Origin of the sequence: Jatrophihabitans sp. GAS493, assembly GCF_900230215.1 — a bacterium.
In the GTDB taxonomy this organism is placed as follows: domain Bacteria; phylum Actinomycetota; class Actinomycetes; order Mycobacteriales; family Jatrophihabitantaceae; genus MT45.
The window spans coordinates 2,126,008-2,141,022 of the sequence record NZ_LT907982.1 but is presented as its reverse complement, the minus strand read 5'-3'; the positions used below and the strand labels follow the sequence as shown (position 1 = coordinate 2,141,022).

Here is a 15,015-nt window from a genome sequence, read left to right as displayed (position 1 = left end):
TTCTGGCTTCGTTCTGGCTTCGTTCGGGCTTCTTCGGGATGAGGTAGTTGGGCGCGCTACTTGAGCGGCAGCACTGAGCGGAGTACGTCGATGGTCGGCTTCCGCCCACGCTCGATGTGGGAGTAGGAGATGGCGGCGGCGAAGTCCGGGTTCCCAGCGTAGATCGCGTCGCAGAGTTCGACATGCTCCTGGCAGGCGGCGGCCGGTCGGGATACCGAATTGGTCATCCGGAAGATCCAGCGATCACGTCCGGAGACCGAGCGCATCATCGTGGTCAACAGCGAGTTGTCGGCCAGATGGACGATCTCCTCGTGTAGTTCGGCATTCGACTCGGCGATGCTGTTCACGTTGCCGGTGGCCACGGCCCGCTCCGACTGGCGCATGGCCGCCTGCAGTTCACTGACCGAGGCCCCGTCCGCTACCCGCTGGGCGGCCAGCCGAGTCGCGTAGACCTCCACACAGAGGCGGACGTTGAAGAGTTCCTCGACGTCGCGCAGCGTCAGTTCGGTGACGATGGCTCCGCGCCGAATCGCCGATTGGATGAAGCCGTCGGACTCCAACTGCTGCATCGCTTCACGCAACGGGATGCGGGAGACCCCTAGTTCATCGGCCAGTTCCCGCTCCCGCAGGCGCGCTCCGGGAGCCAGCTCGCCGGTGATGATCTTGTTGCGCAGTTGCTGAACGATGCGGTCCGACAGCGACTCGTCGTGCTGCTCGGCCTCACTCAGGGAATTGCTCATAAAGCCATCTTGGCATACCAACGCTGATCTTGGATACCAAAGCTCCCAGCCTTTTCGGTTGTGAGCCTTATGTTACAAGCTGTTTACACAAGAATCATTGCCACGTCATGACCTGCTCCCTACTCTTGGTATACCAAGACGGCAACGGCTGCGGCCCACAGACCGCAGCAGCTCGCACATCGCCCGTGCCAGCCCAGGCCGCACTACATATGAAGGAACGAACTATGAAGTCTTCCCGATACCGGCCGGCCCGACGGGCCTTGCCGTTGGTATCCGCGGCCCTCGCAGTCACCCTGACGGCGGCCGCCTGCTCCTCCTCGGACAGCTCGAACTCCTCGGGAGGCGGTTCAACCGACATCACTGTCGTGCACGCCAACTCGATCGACACGATCGACCCGATCCAGGCCGAGCAGGCGGAGACGGACACGGTGGCCAACGTGGTCTACGACCCGGCCGTCACCTACGACTCGAACAACAACATCGTCGGCGTGCTGGCCGACAAGTTCACCGTCGCCCCAGACGCCAAGTCGGTGAGCATCACCATGAAGTCGGGTCCGACCTTCCACGACGGAACCTCGGTTACCGCGACCGATGTCAAGTACACCCTTGACCGCGACGTCGCCGTCGGCACCGGCGTAGCCAGCTACCTCTCCGACTACGCCTCCTCCACCGTTGACAGCCCGACCACCCTCACCATCACCCTGAAGGACGCCAACGCCTTCTTCCTCGGAATGCTGAGCAAGATCTACATCCTCAACTCCAAGGTGGTGCAGGCGCACGCCGGCACCGACCACGGCCAGGCGTGGCTGCAGTCCCACGACGCCGGCAGCGGCCCGTTCACCGTCGGCGAGCAGAAGTCGCTCAACGACATCACCGTGAACCGCTACGACAAGTACTGGAATTACGACAAGACGCGCCCGACCAGCATGCGCATCCTGCGGGTCGACCAGAGCGCCACCCAGGCGGCCGACCTGCGGGCCGGCACGGCGGACGTAGCGCTGAAGCTCTCCTCCGCCGACGCCCTGGCGATCGGTGACACCGGCAATCTGAAGACGGCCTGGATCAACTCCGGCCTCTCCGAGTACATCTTCTTCAACACCAACACCGGCCCCACCGCCAACCCGATCGTCCGCCAGGCGCTGCAGTACGCCTACGACTACGAGGGTGGCCTGGAGAAGGTGTGGAACGGCAAGGGCGCACTACTGGACGGGCCGCTTCCACCGACGCTCTCCTGCGAGCCGAAGCTGGGCGGCTACAAGCAGGACCTGGATAAGGCGAAGGCCCTGCTGGCCGGAGCCGGGGTCAGCAACCTGCACCTGACCATGCGCTACCAGCCCGCGTTGGCCGAATTCACCCAGGAGGCGACGCTCTTCCAGTCGAACCTGAAGCAGATCGGGGTCACTCTCGACCTCGTCCCGATCACCTTCTCCGATTACCTGGCCAGCCTCAGCGACACCAGCAAGATCCCGCAGGTAATGCTGCTCGGCGACGTGCCCCGCTTCCCGGACACCGGTATCTACCTGAACTACGTCTACAACTCGAAGTCGGTCGGCACCAACTACTCCGGCTTCAGCAACCCGCAGGTCGACGCCCTGCTGGACAAGGCGAAGGTCACCTCCGATCCGGCCGCGCGGTGCCCGCTGTACGAGCAGGCGCAGAAGATCATCTACGACCAGGCGGTTGCGGTGAACATGTACACCTACCAGCAGCCGGTAAGTCACCGGGCCGACATCACTGGAGTGGTGGCCAGCCCGAACGCCAACCCGATCACCCTCTCCACCCTCCGCATTAGTTAGGTCTGGCGCCGTGAATCAGGTACTGGGGTATCTCGCCCGGCGGCTGGTCACGTCGGTCATCACGCTCCTGGTGTTGACCTTGATCATCTTCACGATGGTCAAGGTCATCCCCGGGGATGAGGCCCACGTGGCGGCCGGAGTCTCGGCCACACCCGAGCAGGTGGCCGCTATGCGCACCCATCTCGGGCTGGACCGGTCACTTCCGGTGCAGTACTTCGAGTTCCTCGACCGCCTGATTCACGGCGACCTCGGCACTTCGATCAGCTCGCACAGCTCAATCGCCGCCGGCATCTGGGAGGTTCTCCCGCAGACGATCGAACTGGTTCTGATGGCGATGCTGATCATGATCCTGGTCGCCGTCCCCGCGGCCGTCTTCTCGGCGCTGCGCAGTGATCGTGGCTCCGACACGGCGGTGCGGGCGGCGGTGATCATGAGCGCCGGCCTGCCGACGTTCTGGCTGGCGCTGGTCGCCCAGTACGTTCTGTCAACAAAACTGGGTTGGTTCCCCATCTCCGGGGCTCTCGCCCCTCATGTCCGGATACCGCGGGTCACCGGGTTCACCCTGATCGACACCCTCCTGAACAGCAACCCGAATGCCTTCATCGACGGCCTGCATCACCTGCTGCTGCCGGCCATCGTGCTGGCGCTCCCCTTCACCGGCCAGCTGTATCGCACACTGCGCACCGACATGATCGGGGTGCTGGACAGCGAGTACATCGACGCGGCTCGGGCCAAGGGGGTTCCGGCGGCGGCCCTGGTTCGTCGACATCTGCTGCCGAACTCGGCCGGCGCCGCACTGACGGTCATCGGCGCGACCTTCTCGATGATGGTCGGGGCCGCGGTGCTGGTCGAATCGGTCTTCGGTCTCAACGGCATCGGCGCCTACCTCACCAACGCGGTCGCCAACTCCGACCGGCTGGCCGTCGTCGGCGCGGTGCTGGTGATCGGTGTCCTCGTCGTGGCCAGCAGCTTCGCGATCGACGTCATCCAACTCATCCGTGACCCGCGCATCCGCGCCGGACAGCTAGCGAGTGTGACATGACCTCCCTCTCCCTGCGCCAGCCGGCGCGCCTGCGGGCGCTGCGCGGCGGGATGGCCGGGCACCGGCTCTTCAACCGGCTGGTGATCTCCGCGGTGCTCCTGCTGCTGCTCATGGCGATCTTCGGCCCGCTCATCGCACCCGACTCGATCACCACCTCCAACATCCGCGACGCACTCCTCCCGCCGAGCGCTCAGCACTGGTTCGGCACCGACGACCAGGGGCGAGACGTCTTCTGGCGCGTCGTTGCCGGAGCCCGGGAATCGGTGCTCTCGGCGGTGATCGTGGTCGCGGTCTACTCGATGATCGGCACCCTCATCGCAGCGCTCGCAGCGGTCGGAGGCCGCGTCGTCGACGAGACGCTGATGCGCTTCACCGACGCGGCGATGGCCATCCCGACTGTGATCTTCGGCCTGGGCTTCGCGGCGGCCCTGGGACCGAGCCTGAAGTCGGCCGTCATCGCCCTCAGCGTCACCGCCTGGCCGGTGACCGCCCGACTGCTCCGTTCGATCATCCGGGAGACGGCCGCGATGCCCTATGTGGAGGGTGCGCAGGTCCTTGGGGTCTCCCGAATTCGCCTGCTGCGCCGGCACATTCTCCCGAACTCCCTCGACGTGCTCATCGTGAAGTGGGCGGCTGACATCGGCAGCACCATCCTGGTGATCAGCTCGCTGTCCTTCGTCGGAGTCGGGCCCCAGCCACCGAGCCCGGAGTGGGGGGCGATGGTCAGCGAAGGTCAGGGTTACATCGCCACCGCCTGGTGGGCCACCTTCTGGCCGGGCATGGCGATCGCGCTCTCCACGATGGCCTTCGCACTCTTCGGCGATGTCGTCCAGGCCCGTCTGAGTGAAGGCAGGAAGTGATGATGACCGACCTCTCCCCCAGTGATTACCGCGAGCCGGAGCAGGCTCCGATCACGGTGACCTCAGAGACGGCGCGGCCCGGAAAGGCTGATCCGGTACTGGCGCTACAGAACCTCGCCATCTCCGCCCGGCGCCCGGACGGCACGTCCGTGCGCATCGTCGAGCAGGTCGACCTGAACCTCTTCCAGGGCGAACGGGTCGCGATGGTCGGTGAGTCCGGGTCGGGAAAGTCGGCGACGGCCCGGGCCATCCTCCGGCTGGACCCCGAGCTTTCGGTCTCCGGGCAGATCCTGCTCCGCGGACGGGATCTCACCGGTCTCTCCGACCGGGCCATGACCAAGGTACGCGGTCGCGAAGTGGCGATGGTATTCCAGAACCCGATGGGGGCGCTGGACCCGTTGATGACGATCGGCGCCCAGGTCGCCGAGCCGCTGCGGCTGGCCGGCGCCGGTCGGGTCGAGGCCCGCCGACAGGCCCAGGAGCTTCTCTCCGAGCTCGGCGTTCCCGATGCGTCCCGGCGGATGCGGGCCTATCCGCACGAGTTCTCCGGCGGCATGCGACAGCGGGTCGTGCTAGCCATGGCGTTGGCCGGCAACCCGTCGGTGCTGCTGGCCGACGAACCGACCACCGCCCTGGATGTCCGGGCCCAGGAGCAGGTGCTCACGGTCATCGACCAGGTGGCCCAGGAGCGGCGGCTGGCCGTGCTGCTGATCACCCACGACCTGGCCACAGTGGCCGGCTTCGCCGACCGGGTGGTCGTCATGTACGCCGGCCGGGTAGTGCACGCCGACCCGGTGGACGCGATCTTCGCCGAGCCGGCGCACCCCTACACCCGCGGGCTGCTGCGGGCCCTTCCCCGTATCGACCAGCCAGCCGCGCGTCTGCCCGGCATCGAAGGCTCGGCGCCACACCCGGCCGATCGCCCGACGGGCTGCGTCTTCCACCCCCGCTGCCCGCAGCGGATGGCGCGCTGCGAGAGCGAGGTGCCGCGCTTCATACCCACACCGTCGGGCGGCAGCGTGGCCTGCCACCTCTTCGATCCCGAACCTGACGCAGTTGCTGAAGTGGAGGCTCGGTCATGATCCTGCTCGATGTGCGCGGCGTCCGTAAGAGCTACCGCAGCTTCGGACAGGCGCCGGTGAATGCCCTCAACGACGTCTATCTGCGGGTGCCGGCCGGCGAGATCACCGGCCTGGTCGGCGAGTCGGGCTCCGGCAAATCAACCACGATTCGCTGCATCCTCGGCCTCGAGAAGCCCGACGACGGGTGGATCGAATTCGACGGAATACGCATCGACGGCGCCGGCAAGGAGCAGCGACGCCGACTGCAACGCGAGATCCAGGTCGTCTTCCAGGACCCGACCGGCAGCCTCAACCCGCGAATGACCGCGGGCGAGCTGATCGGCGAGGGGATCAGGGTGCACCGGCTGCGCCCGAACCGGGCCGCCGAGCGCGTCCGGGTGCTGGAGCTGCTGCGGCTGGTCGGCCTGGACGAGCGCGACATCGACCGCTACCCACGCTCCTTCTCCGGCGGTCAGCGGCAGCGCATCGCCATTGCCCGGGCGTTGGCCGTCGAGCCTCGGTTGCTCATCTGTGACGAGGCGGTGTCGGCCCTGGACGTCTCGGTGCAGGCTCAGATCCTCAACCTTCTCCAGGACATGCGCGACGATCTGGGGTTGACCGTTCTCTTCGTCGCCCACGACCTGGCCGTGGTGCGCCAACTCTGCTCCCGCGTCGCCATCCTCAGTGACGGCCACATCGTCGAGGAGGGGCTCAGCGGCGAGGTCTTCGCCGATCCGCGGGCCGAATACACCCGCCAGCTGCTGGCGGCCGTACCGATTCCCGATCCACCGGTGGCGCGGGCCCGCGCACGTGAGCGTCTGCTCGCACTGGCCCAACCGCTCTCCCTCGAAGTTTCCAGTTAATTCACCCTCAGTCATAGGAGAAGTTATGCGTATCGGAGTAGACGGCTCGAAGATTCCCGAGGCGGTGAAGCGGGGCCCGATCGGCAGCCTCGAACACGGCCAGGAGCTCGGCCTCTCCGGCCTGTTCTTCCGCACCGTGCTGGACCTCAGCCCGACCCTTGACGCCGGCGAACTGCGGGCGATCCGGCAGCGGGCCGACGAGCTGGGAATGTACATGGAGGCCGGCCTCGGCAAGGTGAACCCCTATGCAAACCCGGAGGTTCCGGAGTTGCGGGCCATCGGCGACGGCGACATCGTGCTCGGTTTCCGACGGATGATGGAGGCCTGCGCCGCGATCGACTGCCGCGAGCTGTGGGTCGCATTGGCCAGTTACAAATGGATGTTCCGCGGCCGGCTGGCCTACGACCGGTTCCGCACCGACGTCGACTGGAGTGATCAGCTCGCAGCCTCGACGAAGTTCCTGAAGCGGCTGGCGCCGATCGCCCGCGATCTCGGGATTCACCTGAACCTGGAGACGCATGAGGAGGTCACCTCCTTCGAGCTGGTGCGGATGGTCGAAGAGGTCGGCCCGGACGTCACCGGCATCGTCTTCGACACCAGCAACGTCCTTCAGCGCATCGAGCATCCGGTCTGGGCCGCTCGCCGGGTCGCCCCCTATGTGCGCCAGACCCATCTGAAGGACGGGCTCCTCTCCTTCGGCGACGGCGGTTTGGACTATCAGCACCGTCCGTGCGGGGACGGGGTAATCGACTTCGGCGAGATCCTGCCGATCCTGGCCGACGTGAACCCGACACTGAACCTCACCATCGAGAATCCGCAGGCCCGGGAGGATGCGCTGCGCCCGGCCTCGGTGATCTTCATCGAGCTCTTCGACCCCGAGTTCCTGGCCGGCCATCCGGATCTCACCGTCGGCGAGTACGCCGCCTTCATCCAACTGGCTCACGACTACGCCGAGCGGCTGGCCGCCGGGGAGATCCCCGACCGCCTCACCTACGGTGCTCGCCCCTACGACTTCGAGGCGGCGATCGCGCTGATCAAGAAGGGGGCGGCGCACCTGCGCTCGGTCTGCATCGAGAAGGGGCTCCCGCTCAGTGACTGAGACGAGCCCGGCGCCGGATCGGATCGCCACCGCCCACCGGCGCTGGCAGGAGGTCCGTTGGACGAACGCACTGCTGGCCACAGTGTCGGAGGAGGCCTCCCTGCTCGGTGGTGACGGCGAGCTGGGTGGGCTGGCCTTCACCGTGAAGGACACCTTCGCCACCACCGGCCTCGTCTCCACCGGCGGTTCGCTGCTGCTGAAGGATCACCTCCCGACCCGGGACACCGTCTTTGTCAGCCGCTTGCGGGCGGCCGGGGCGACCCTCTTCGGGAAGGGAAACTGCGCCGAGTTCGGCAACGGAATCCACACCGAGACCAGGGTCGGCGGTCGGGTGCTGCACCCGACCGACCCGGAGGTCTCCCCGGGGGGCTCCAGCGGGGGCGACGCGGTCGCCGTGGCCACCGGAATCGTCGACTTCTCGATCGGCGGCGACTACGGCGGGTCGGTGCGCTGGCCGGCCCAGTGCGTCGGGGTCTATGGTCTGCGCACCAGCGCCGGCCTGGTTCCGCGCACCGGCCGGATGCCGAGCGGCGGTGGCACCCGGGCCACTCCGGTGATCGGCGCCCCGGCACCACGCGGCCTGCTGAGCCGGGTTGAGGTGCCGGGGGTCTACGCCACCACTCCAGCGATGATCTCCCGTGTTCTCAAGGTGATCTCCGGGTCCGACGGCGACGACTGGTTCGGCCTGGACGCGCCCCGGCCGCCGGCGCAGCGGCATCGGCGGATCGCGATCACGTCCGGGCGGGAGTGCGGGCCAGTGAGCGAGGAGTCCCTCGACGCGCTGAGCGCGGCTCGGGCCGCGGCCGTCGCGGCCGGGTACGAGATCATCGAGGTCGAGGGGCTACTTTCCGACGCCTTTGAGATCTACAACGCTCTGCGCGACGACCTCGACGTGCTCGACGACCTTCGAGCACTGGTCGGTACGGAGACCGACCTGCTCTGCCCGGGGACCCGCAACGTGCTGGCCTCCCGGCCGGGGCGCGGTTGGGGCAGCGCCGAGGTTCGTGCGAACTGGGCGTATTCGCGGGAGATCGTGGCCCGGATTCGGGGCATCTTCGGCGACGTGGACGCCCTGCTGGTGCCGGTGGCCGGGGTATCGGCGGTGGCGCACGACGGTGGAGTGGAGATCGACGGCCGCTGGATCGAGGGGCCGGACCTGATGGCGCAGTGCCGGGCGATCTCGCTCACCGGGCTCCCCTCGCTCACCGTCCCGACGATGCCCACGTCGGGCGGGCGAAGCGTAGCGGTGCAGCTGGTCGGACCGCCCGGTGGCGATCAGCAGTGCTGCGACATCGCCACCGAACTGACGGCCCAGATCTAGAGCGCTTTTGGCACACCTGCAGGGATTATCCCGGTCCGTGTGCCAAAACCGGAGTGGTTAGGCGGCGTGGACGTGCCAGGACTTGGTGTTGGCCTGCTGCACCGGGTTCGGACGGCCGAAGTGGTAGCCCTGCGCGTGCGAGCAGCCGAGGTCGGCCAGTACCTGCGCCTGATGCACGGTCTCCACACCCTCGGCGATGATCCGCAGCCCGAGCGCCTCGGCCAGCGCGACGATCGAGCGCAGCACCGGTACTTCGGCCCCGTCCTCGGGGATCGCGGAGACGAAAGACCGGTCAATCTTCAGCACATTCGCCGGGATGTTGTGCAGCCGGCTCAGCGACGAATACCCCGTACCGAAGTCGTCGATGGCGATGTCGATGCCCTGTTCGCGCAGCTCGGCGAGCATCGCGATGACGTTCGGGTGGTCGGCGTCGAAGGTGGATTCGGTCACCTCGATGACGAGTGAGGAGGGGTCGAGGCCGGTCTCGGCGAGAACGTCAGCTACCCGCTGCGCGTAGTCCAGCCGCTTCAGCTCGTGCCCGGACGCGTTCACCGAGATCCGACGCGGGACCCCGGTCGCCTTGATGTATTCGGCCGTCCCGCGGCAGGCCTCCCGCAGAATCCAGGCACCGAGTGCGTGAATCGCCCCGTTCGCCTCGGCCAGCGGGATGAAGTCGTTGGGCGGCACCAGACCCCGGGTCGGGTCGTTCCACCGGATCAGCGCCTCGTCGCCGGTGACCAGGCCGAATCGCAGGTCGATGATCGGCTGGTAGTAGACCTCGAACTCGCCCGCGGCCAGGCCGGCGTGAATGGCCTCGGCCCCCTCCGTGTTCACCACACCGTGCTGGCAGGTCAGGTTGCCGCCGCGGCTCTTCGCCTCGTAGAGCGCGACGTCGGCCCGGGCCATCAGCATCGCCTTGGAGTCGTCCAGTCGCAGTTCGGCCACTCCGGCCGAGCAGGTCGTCTCGTGCAGGATCGACTCGCGCATCACGTCGGCGATCTCGGCCGCCCGATTCGCTGAATACCCCGGCAGGATCATGGCAAACTCATCGCCGCCCGGACGGGCCAGCAGGCAGCCGGGCGGGACGATCTTGGTCCAGGCATCCGCAGCCGCCATGAGCACCCGATCGCCCTCGGCGTGGCCGATGGTGTCATTGATCTGCTTGAAGCGGTCAAAGTCCATGAAAACGATGGACATCGGCGGGTCGCCGGCTTTGGCGTCGCCGATGAGGTCGCGCAGTCGCTCGTCGAACCAGCGGCGGTTGGCCAGGCCGGTCAGCGAGTCCTTCTTGCTGGCCGCCGCGGCTCGGGTGAGCCACCCCACCGCGAGACCGACCCCGAGCATCGCGCCCTGCAGGATCAGCACGTCGCTGTCCGGGCGCCCCTGGGCGATGAAGGCGGTCGCCGCACAGAACTCGATGAAGACCATATGGCAGAGGGCAGTCGCCCAGGAGAAGGAGAAGAACGCTCCGACCATCGGAAACATCAGCAACGTGGCCACATTGACGGCCTGGTTGCTGGGGCCGACGAGATAGACCGAGGAGGCGATGATCACGGTTCCGGCCGCGACCAGGATCGAGTACGCCCGAATCGTCAGCAGGCGTACTCGCAGATAGAGGAACGCGCCGATGATCATGCAGCCCAGCGAGATGAGCGCCATCAGAATCGGGTGCGGCAGGTCGTTGCGGACCAGCGTCACCCCGACCAGGGCAAGCGTCCCGCCGGCGAAGTACGCGGTACCGGTCATGAAGACCAGGACTAGTCGAGTCGCAACTACCGGACGGATGCGGGCGAGTCGCCAAATCCTCCGCAGCTCCGCTTTTGTGGGTAGACGACCAGACCCGGCGCGGCGAGCGCGGGGCCGATAGTCCTCCAGCGGTCTGACGGTCAACCTGGTACTCCGAGTAGTCGTTTGTGTCGTACGTCGCGTACAACGCAGGGCATCGAAGTGTTGCATCGTTCCCGACTCGTCGCATGTTAAGAGAAAATAAAGACAATCTGGATTGCACATATGCGGCGAGCGTCGGATTGCCCCTCGCCCGGGTCCTGGCGGTGAACGTGATCTGCCGAAGATCGCTGGCTCAAGTTGACGGTGACTCGGTCGATTGGACTTCGGTGAAGTACGCGACGCGGGCCACCCCGCGCACCGCGCCCCGAGCGGGTTCGGTGCGCCGACTCTTCGCGATCTATGCCGCCGTCTCGCTGGTTCCCGTACTGCTGCTCGGAGTGGTGCTGATGGTGCAGCTACGGTCCGAGGGCAACTCGCGAGGTCTGGCCGAGGGCCGCGCCAAGGCCGATCTCATCGCCCGTACCGGCATCGCTCCTGTGCTCGATGCCCGCGACCTGCGGCGCGGCCTGACCTCCGCCGAACGCGACGACCTGGCCCGAAGCGTGCGATCAGCCGTCGCCGACCAATCGGTGCTGCGGGTTCGACTGCGGGACCTGGATGGGAAGGTTGTCTTCGCCGACGACCAGACCGGGGAGCCATCGGATCTGGGCGCCGACGACGAGGCCAAGGAAGCGGCGGACGGGCGCACCATCTCCGAGTTGAGCTGGCTCAATGCCGACGACAACGACGGTGGCCCGCTCGGTCCCCGCGTAGTCGAGGTGTACCAGCCGCTGCTCGCGGCCCAGTCGGGCAACCGCATCGGGGTGCTGGAGATGTACGTCCCGTACGCCCCGATCGAATCGGATATCGCCGGCGGCCAACGCAGCATCGCGTTGGTGTTGAGCCTGGGCCTGCTACTGCTGTGGTTCTGCCTGCTCGGCGTCTCGGCTTCGGTCATCCGGCGACTGCGCAGCCAGTTCAGAGCCACCGCCTATCTGGCCTCTCACGACACCCTGACCGGGCTGCCGAATCGGACCCGTTTCACCCGGGCCATCGCGCGGGACAGCGAGGAGTCGTCGACGCCGTTGGCGGTCGCGCTGGTCAATCTCGATCGGTTCCGCAACGTCAACGACGCCCTCGGTCACACCAACGGCGACGAGCTGATCCGGATAGTCGCCCAGCGACTGAGTTCCCGGGTCCAGCCCGGTGACACGGTGGCGCGACTGGCCGGCGACGAGTTCGGCATCGTCCTGCGCGGCATCGCCGATCCCCTCGCCGTCGCGGCGGCCCTCGAAGAGCTGCGGACCGCTACCTTCGGACAGCACATCGAGATCGACGGCCTACCGCTCAGCATCGAGGCGAGCATCGGCTTCACCGTCGACACCGCCGATAATGTCGGCCAATTCGCCCCAGCCGGCCGTCCGGAGCCGGAGTCGCTGCTGCGGGAGGCGGACATCGCCCTCTCCGTCGCGAAGCGGGAGCACCGCCGCGTGGTGCGCTACACCCGCACCCAGGACACGTTCGACTCGGTTGCCCTCACCCTGCTCGCCGAGTTACCGGCAGCGATCACCACCGGCCAGCTCGAGCTGCACTACCAGCCGAAGTACGACCTGCGCGCCCGGACGGTGGATGCGGTCGAAGCGCTCGTTCGCTGGCGTCACCCCACGCTCGGACTGCTCACACCGCAGGCCTTCCTGCTCGCAGTCGAGCAGACCGACCTCATCGACGACCTGACTCGTTGGCTGCTGCGCACGGTCGGCGCCGCGCTCCCCGATCTCGACCCGGCGGGGCACCTTTCGGTGGCGGTGAATATCTCGGCGCGCAACCTTCTCCGGGCGGACTTCGCCGACGAGGTGCTGCAGATCCTGCACACGGCCGGCGCCGATCCGCGCCGCATCATCCTGGAGATCACCGAGACCGCCGTCCTCGCCGATCCGCCGCGGGCCGTCAGCACGCTCGGACGCCTGGCGGAGGCCGGCCTGCGCATCTCCATCGACGATTTCGGCGTCGGGCAGACCAGCCTGGCCTACCTCTCCTCGATGCCGATCGCCGAGTTGAAGATCGACCAGGCCTTCGTCTTCTCGATGTCCACCAACGCCGGGAACGCCTCCATCGTCAGTTCCGTCATCGAGCTCGGGCACAGCCTCGGGCTGTCGGTCACCGCGGAGGGCGTCGAGACGCTGGAGCACCTGCAGCGGCTGCAACGCCTGGGCTGCGACACGATCCAGGGCTTCTACATTTCCCGTCCGGTGCCGGCCGGCGAGATCGTCGCCCAGCTGGCAGCGATCAACACGACCGTCTACGCATTGGCCGAGTCGGCCAGCCGTTAATAGCTCGGGCCGCTCGAACCGTAGGCCCGCTTCTTACCGGTCAGCCGAACTCGGCGTAGATGCGCGGAAGGAAGCCGGCCAGGTGTGTGAACTCGATCTGGTCGTGCAGCAACTGCTCGTAGCCAACCCGGGCCCCGGCCATCCGGCGCTTGATCCCGAGCGCCTTCCCCGGCCGGTCGAGGACGATCTCCCGCCCAAGGACCGAGATCGTGCTCCGGTCGGCCAGCCAGTAGCGGGACCGCAGCTCGAAACCGTCATCGGTGTCGCGGGCCAGGTGCACCATCGTGCCGGCCCGCAACCGCGGCCGTCGCAGGTACACGTCCCCGCAGGCGTGCGCCTGCACCCCGGCGCCGGCGAAGCGACCGGTGTCGAAGCCCCAGTCAGCCGGGTCGATGAAGTGGATCTCGATATCCATACGATCGGGGCCGATGTACTCGGTGATGATGTGGGTCGAGCCGATGTAACGCTGCTCGTCAGTGAGCCCGGGGCGGTGTTCGGTCGCCGGATCGTCACGCCGGACGCTGACGTGGTTCCACGGATACCAGAGTGAGTAGCGCTCCGGCTCGAAGGAGTGCCACCACATCCACCAACGGAGCATCTGCGCGGTGCAGCCCGGAAATTTCGTCAGACTGGTGACGTAGGCACTCCCGTCGGGGAGTTCGCAGTAGCCGCTCTCGACCTCGTGGTAACCGGGATCGAGTAGTGAATTGAGGTCAGCCGGTGACGTTGAGATCGCGTGCCGCGCGTCCATTGGCCCTCGTAGCGCCGCCAGCACCTCTTCGCGCAGATACATCGCGCCGTCGAAGTAATGCGCGTACGGCTTGGCCCGAATCCGTTCGAGATTGTCCTGGTAAGCGCGCTGGGTCGGCACCGGAAAGTAGCTGACCGGGATCATGCAAGTTCCTTCCTCATTGCTAGAGCTCTTCGGTCGAACGCACAGCTTGAGTGAGTCGTTGCAGCACTGACCGCACAGCAGCAAGGTCGAGATTCGGGTCGAGCTTCTCCAGTTGTCGCAGCTGCGCACGGTGGGCGAGCGACGCCGCATGGGTTAGACGCTTGAGGACCGTACGCCCGGACGGGAGCAATGTCACGATCGGCGATCCCTTGTGGGCGGGATTGTCAGAGAAGATCACCAGGCCCTCTCGTTGCAGGTCATTGGCGACGCGCTGCACGTTCTGCCGGCTCACCCCGAGTCGGCGCGCGGCCTGGGCAACCGTGGTGGGTTCGGCCGAGACAACCGAGAGCGTCTGCCAGCGAGATTGGGTCTGCCCCTGGGCGGCGGCGATCAGCTCACCGCTGCGTCGAAACGCCCCAGCGGCCTCGTAGAGGTCAGCCACCAGCAGGGCGAAGTCGTCGTTCACCCCTCGTTTGTTTGACATCATGTTGTCAGTTTTCTAGAGTGACAACCTGTTGTCAATTCAGCGTTCGGAGCACTCATGAACCTCACCCAGACCATTGAAGCGGCCCAGCAGCGAGCGCAGCAGCTGCGGCCGAAGATCGGCGGATTCCCTTATCTGGCCGAGGTTCTGCGGCAGGCCGGCGTAATCCGTTTCCAGTTCACCGTCGCCTCGATGACTGCGCTCTTCATCACCGACGCCGGGAGCGTCCTGCAGCCCGGGCCCGCGCTCATCAGCGGAGTGACTCAGGTTCCCGGCAATGACGAGGCTCGGTTGATCACGGCGATCCGCACCGACCAAGCCGGCGAAAGCACCTTCGGCGAGTTCGTTCAGTCGAGTTGGGAGGCCGGCGTCGTCTGGTACGAGGTCGACCTCCAGGCCCGCACCTGCACGTACTACGCCCCGAGCGGGGAGCACTACGTTGAGGCCTACCCGGCAGTCGACCTACCTACGGGCGCGGCACGGTGAGGTCGGGGACCGGGATATACGTGCCGATGTAGACCGCTCCGTCCGAGCTGCCGCCACCATCGATCTGAAGAACGGTGCTGCGGCCGCTGGACTCGGCTCCCGGCAGCGACAGCATCACGAGCAGGCCGAGCAGCGACGTGAGCCCGACCGCACCTCGCTTGCTGAAGAACGACTTCAAGCCGGTGCCTCCTGCCCTGAGACCACCGGTCTC

General features: G+C 66.8%; 14 protein-coding genes. 9 read left to right on the top strand and 5 right to left on the bottom strand.

The window, feature by feature from the left end; translation table 11 throughout:
- Nucleotides 1-56 precede the first annotated feature (56 nt).
- Nucleotides 57-740: a GntR family transcriptional regulator gene (locus tag CPH63_RS09860; protein WP_096302806.1), complete on the bottom strand. Its 684-nt coding sequence runs from the start codon at nucleotides 738-740 to the stop codon at nucleotides 57-59.
- A gap of 224 nt (nucleotides 741-964) precedes the next feature.
- On the opposite strand from CPH63_RS09860, the gene CPH63_RS09855 reads away from it, so the two are divergent.
- From CPH63_RS09855 to CPH63_RS09825, 7 genes are read left to right on the top strand one after another with little or no spacing between them, the layout of a single operon-like run.
- Nucleotides 965-2,536 carry an ABC transporter substrate-binding protein gene (locus CPH63_RS09855; RefSeq protein WP_157749427.1) on the top strand — a complete coding sequence of 524 codons (1,572 nt, stop codon included), beginning with the start codon at nucleotides 965-967 and terminating at the stop codon, nucleotides 2,534-2,536.
- A 10-nt stretch (nucleotides 2,537-2,546) separates the two neighbouring features.
- On the top strand, nucleotides 2,547-3,578 hold the full coding sequence (locus CPH63_RS09850) for an ABC transporter permease (RefSeq protein WP_096302804.1): 1,032 nt from the start codon (nucleotides 2,547-2,549) through the stop codon (nucleotides 3,576-3,578).
- On the top strand, nucleotides 3,575-4,438 hold the full coding sequence (locus CPH63_RS09845; protein WP_096302803.1) for an ABC transporter permease: 864 nt from the start codon (nucleotides 3,575-3,577) through the stop codon (nucleotides 4,436-4,438). The genes CPH63_RS09850 and CPH63_RS09845 overlap by 4 nt, the downstream gene beginning before the upstream one ends.
- The gene (locus CPH63_RS09840; RefSeq protein ID WP_197704651.1) at nucleotides 4,438-5,520 is read left to right on the top strand and encodes an ABC transporter ATP-binding protein; all 1,083 of its coding nucleotides are present in this window, start codon (nucleotides 4,438-4,440) and stop codon (nucleotides 5,518-5,520) included. The genes CPH63_RS09845 and CPH63_RS09840 overlap by 1 nt, the downstream gene beginning before the upstream one ends.
- Nucleotides 5,517-6,362 carry an ABC transporter ATP-binding protein gene (locus CPH63_RS09835; RefSeq protein WP_096302802.1) on the top strand — a complete coding sequence of 282 codons (846 nt, stop codon included), beginning with the start codon at nucleotides 5,517-5,519 and terminating at the stop codon, nucleotides 6,360-6,362. The genes CPH63_RS09840 and CPH63_RS09835 overlap by 4 nt, the downstream gene beginning before the upstream one ends.
- Nucleotides 6,363-6,387: 25 nt before the next feature.
- On the top strand, nucleotides 6,388-7,461 hold the full coding sequence (locus tag CPH63_RS09830) for a sugar phosphate isomerase/epimerase (protein ID WP_096302801.1): 1,074 nt from the start codon (nucleotides 6,388-6,390) through the stop codon (nucleotides 7,459-7,461).
- On the top strand, nucleotides 7,454-8,782 hold the full coding sequence (locus tag CPH63_RS09825; RefSeq protein WP_096302800.1) for an amidase: 1,329 nt from the start codon (nucleotides 7,454-7,456) through the stop codon (nucleotides 8,780-8,782). The genes CPH63_RS09830 and CPH63_RS09825 overlap by 8 nt, the downstream gene beginning before the upstream one ends.
- Nucleotides 8,783-8,839: 57 nt before the next feature.
- Here CPH63_RS09825 and CPH63_RS22210 read toward each other — a convergent pair whose 3' ends face one another.
- A complete protein-coding gene (locus CPH63_RS22210) occupies nucleotides 8,840-10,528 on the bottom strand; it encodes a bifunctional diguanylate cyclase/phosphodiesterase (RefSeq protein WP_172892192.1) in 1,689 nt (562 codons plus the stop codon).
- 281 nt (nucleotides 10,529-10,809) lie between these two features.
- Here CPH63_RS22210 and CPH63_RS09810 point away from each other — a divergent pair, with 281 nt between their 5' ends.
- Nucleotides 10,810-12,939 carry a bifunctional diguanylate cyclase/phosphodiesterase gene (locus CPH63_RS09810; protein ID WP_172892191.1) on the top strand — a complete coding sequence of 710 codons (2,130 nt, stop codon included), beginning with the start codon at nucleotides 10,810-10,812 and terminating at the stop codon, nucleotides 12,937-12,939.
- Between the two features lie 40 nt (nucleotides 12,940-12,979).
- Here CPH63_RS09810 and CPH63_RS09805 read toward each other — a convergent pair whose 3' ends face one another.
- Nucleotides 12,980-13,834, bottom strand: a complete 855-nt coding sequence (locus CPH63_RS09805) for a DAPG hydrolase family protein (RefSeq protein WP_096302797.1) — start codon at nucleotides 13,832-13,834, stop codon at nucleotides 12,980-12,982.
- Between the two features lie 19 nt (nucleotides 13,835-13,853).
- Complete coding sequence (locus CPH63_RS09800; protein ID WP_096302796.1) at nucleotides 13,854-14,321, bottom strand: MarR family winged helix-turn-helix transcriptional regulator; 468 nt, start codon at nucleotides 14,319-14,321, stop codon at nucleotides 13,854-13,856.
- 54 nt (nucleotides 14,322-14,375) lie between these two features.
- On the opposite strand from CPH63_RS09800, the gene CPH63_RS09795 reads away from it, so the two are divergent.
- Nucleotides 14,376-14,804 (top strand): DUF1398 family protein, encoded by a 429-nt coding sequence (locus CPH63_RS09795; RefSeq protein WP_096302795.1) that lies wholly within the window; start codon nucleotides 14,376-14,378, stop codon nucleotides 14,802-14,804.
- On the opposite strand, the gene CPH63_RS09790 is transcribed toward CPH63_RS09795, so the two are convergent.
- Complete coding sequence (locus CPH63_RS09790) at nucleotides 14,785-14,982, bottom strand: hypothetical protein (protein ID WP_096302794.1); 198 nt, start codon at nucleotides 14,980-14,982, stop codon at nucleotides 14,785-14,787. The two genes, CPH63_RS09795 and CPH63_RS09790, sit on opposite strands and share 20 nt — an antisense overlap.
- Between the last annotated feature and the right edge of the window lie 33 nt (nucleotides 14,983-15,015).

Coding starts and splice junctions, on each gene's coding strand:
- CPH63_RS09795 (WP_096302795.1), top strand. CDS start 14,376: ATGAACCTCACCCAGACCATTGAAGCGGCCCAGCAGCGAGCGCAGCAG.
- CPH63_RS09855 (WP_157749427.1), top strand. CDS start 965: ATGAAGTCTTCCCGATACCGGCCGGCCCGACGGGCCTTGCCGTTGGTA.
- CPH63_RS09860 (WP_096302806.1), bottom strand. CDS start 740: ATGAGCAATTCCCTGAGTGAGGCCGAGCAGCACGACGAGTCGCTGTCG.
- CPH63_RS09835 (WP_096302802.1), top strand. CDS start 5,517: ATGATCCTGCTCGATGTGCGCGGCGTCCGTAAGAGCTACCGCAGCTTC.
- CPH63_RS09845 (WP_096302803.1), top strand. CDS start 3,575: ATGACCTCCCTCTCCCTGCGCCAGCCGGCGCGCCTGCGGGCGCTGCGC.
- CPH63_RS09830 (WP_096302801.1), top strand. CDS start 6,388: ATGCGTATCGGAGTAGACGGCTCGAAGATTCCCGAGGCGGTGAAGCGG.
- CPH63_RS22210 (WP_172892192.1), bottom strand. CDS start 10,528: ATGACCGGTACCGCGTACTTCGCCGGCGGGACGCTTGCCCTGGTCGGG.
- CPH63_RS09800 (WP_096302796.1), bottom strand. CDS start 14,321: ATGATGTCAAACAAACGAGGGGTGAACGACGACTTCGCCCTGCTGGTG.
- CPH63_RS09840 (WP_197704651.1), top strand. CDS start 4,438: ATGATGACCGACCTCTCCCCCAGTGATTACCGCGAGCCGGAGCAGGCT.
- CPH63_RS09805 (WP_096302797.1), bottom strand. CDS start 13,834: ATGATCCCGGTCAGCTACTTTCCGGTGCCGACCCAGCGCGCTTACCAG.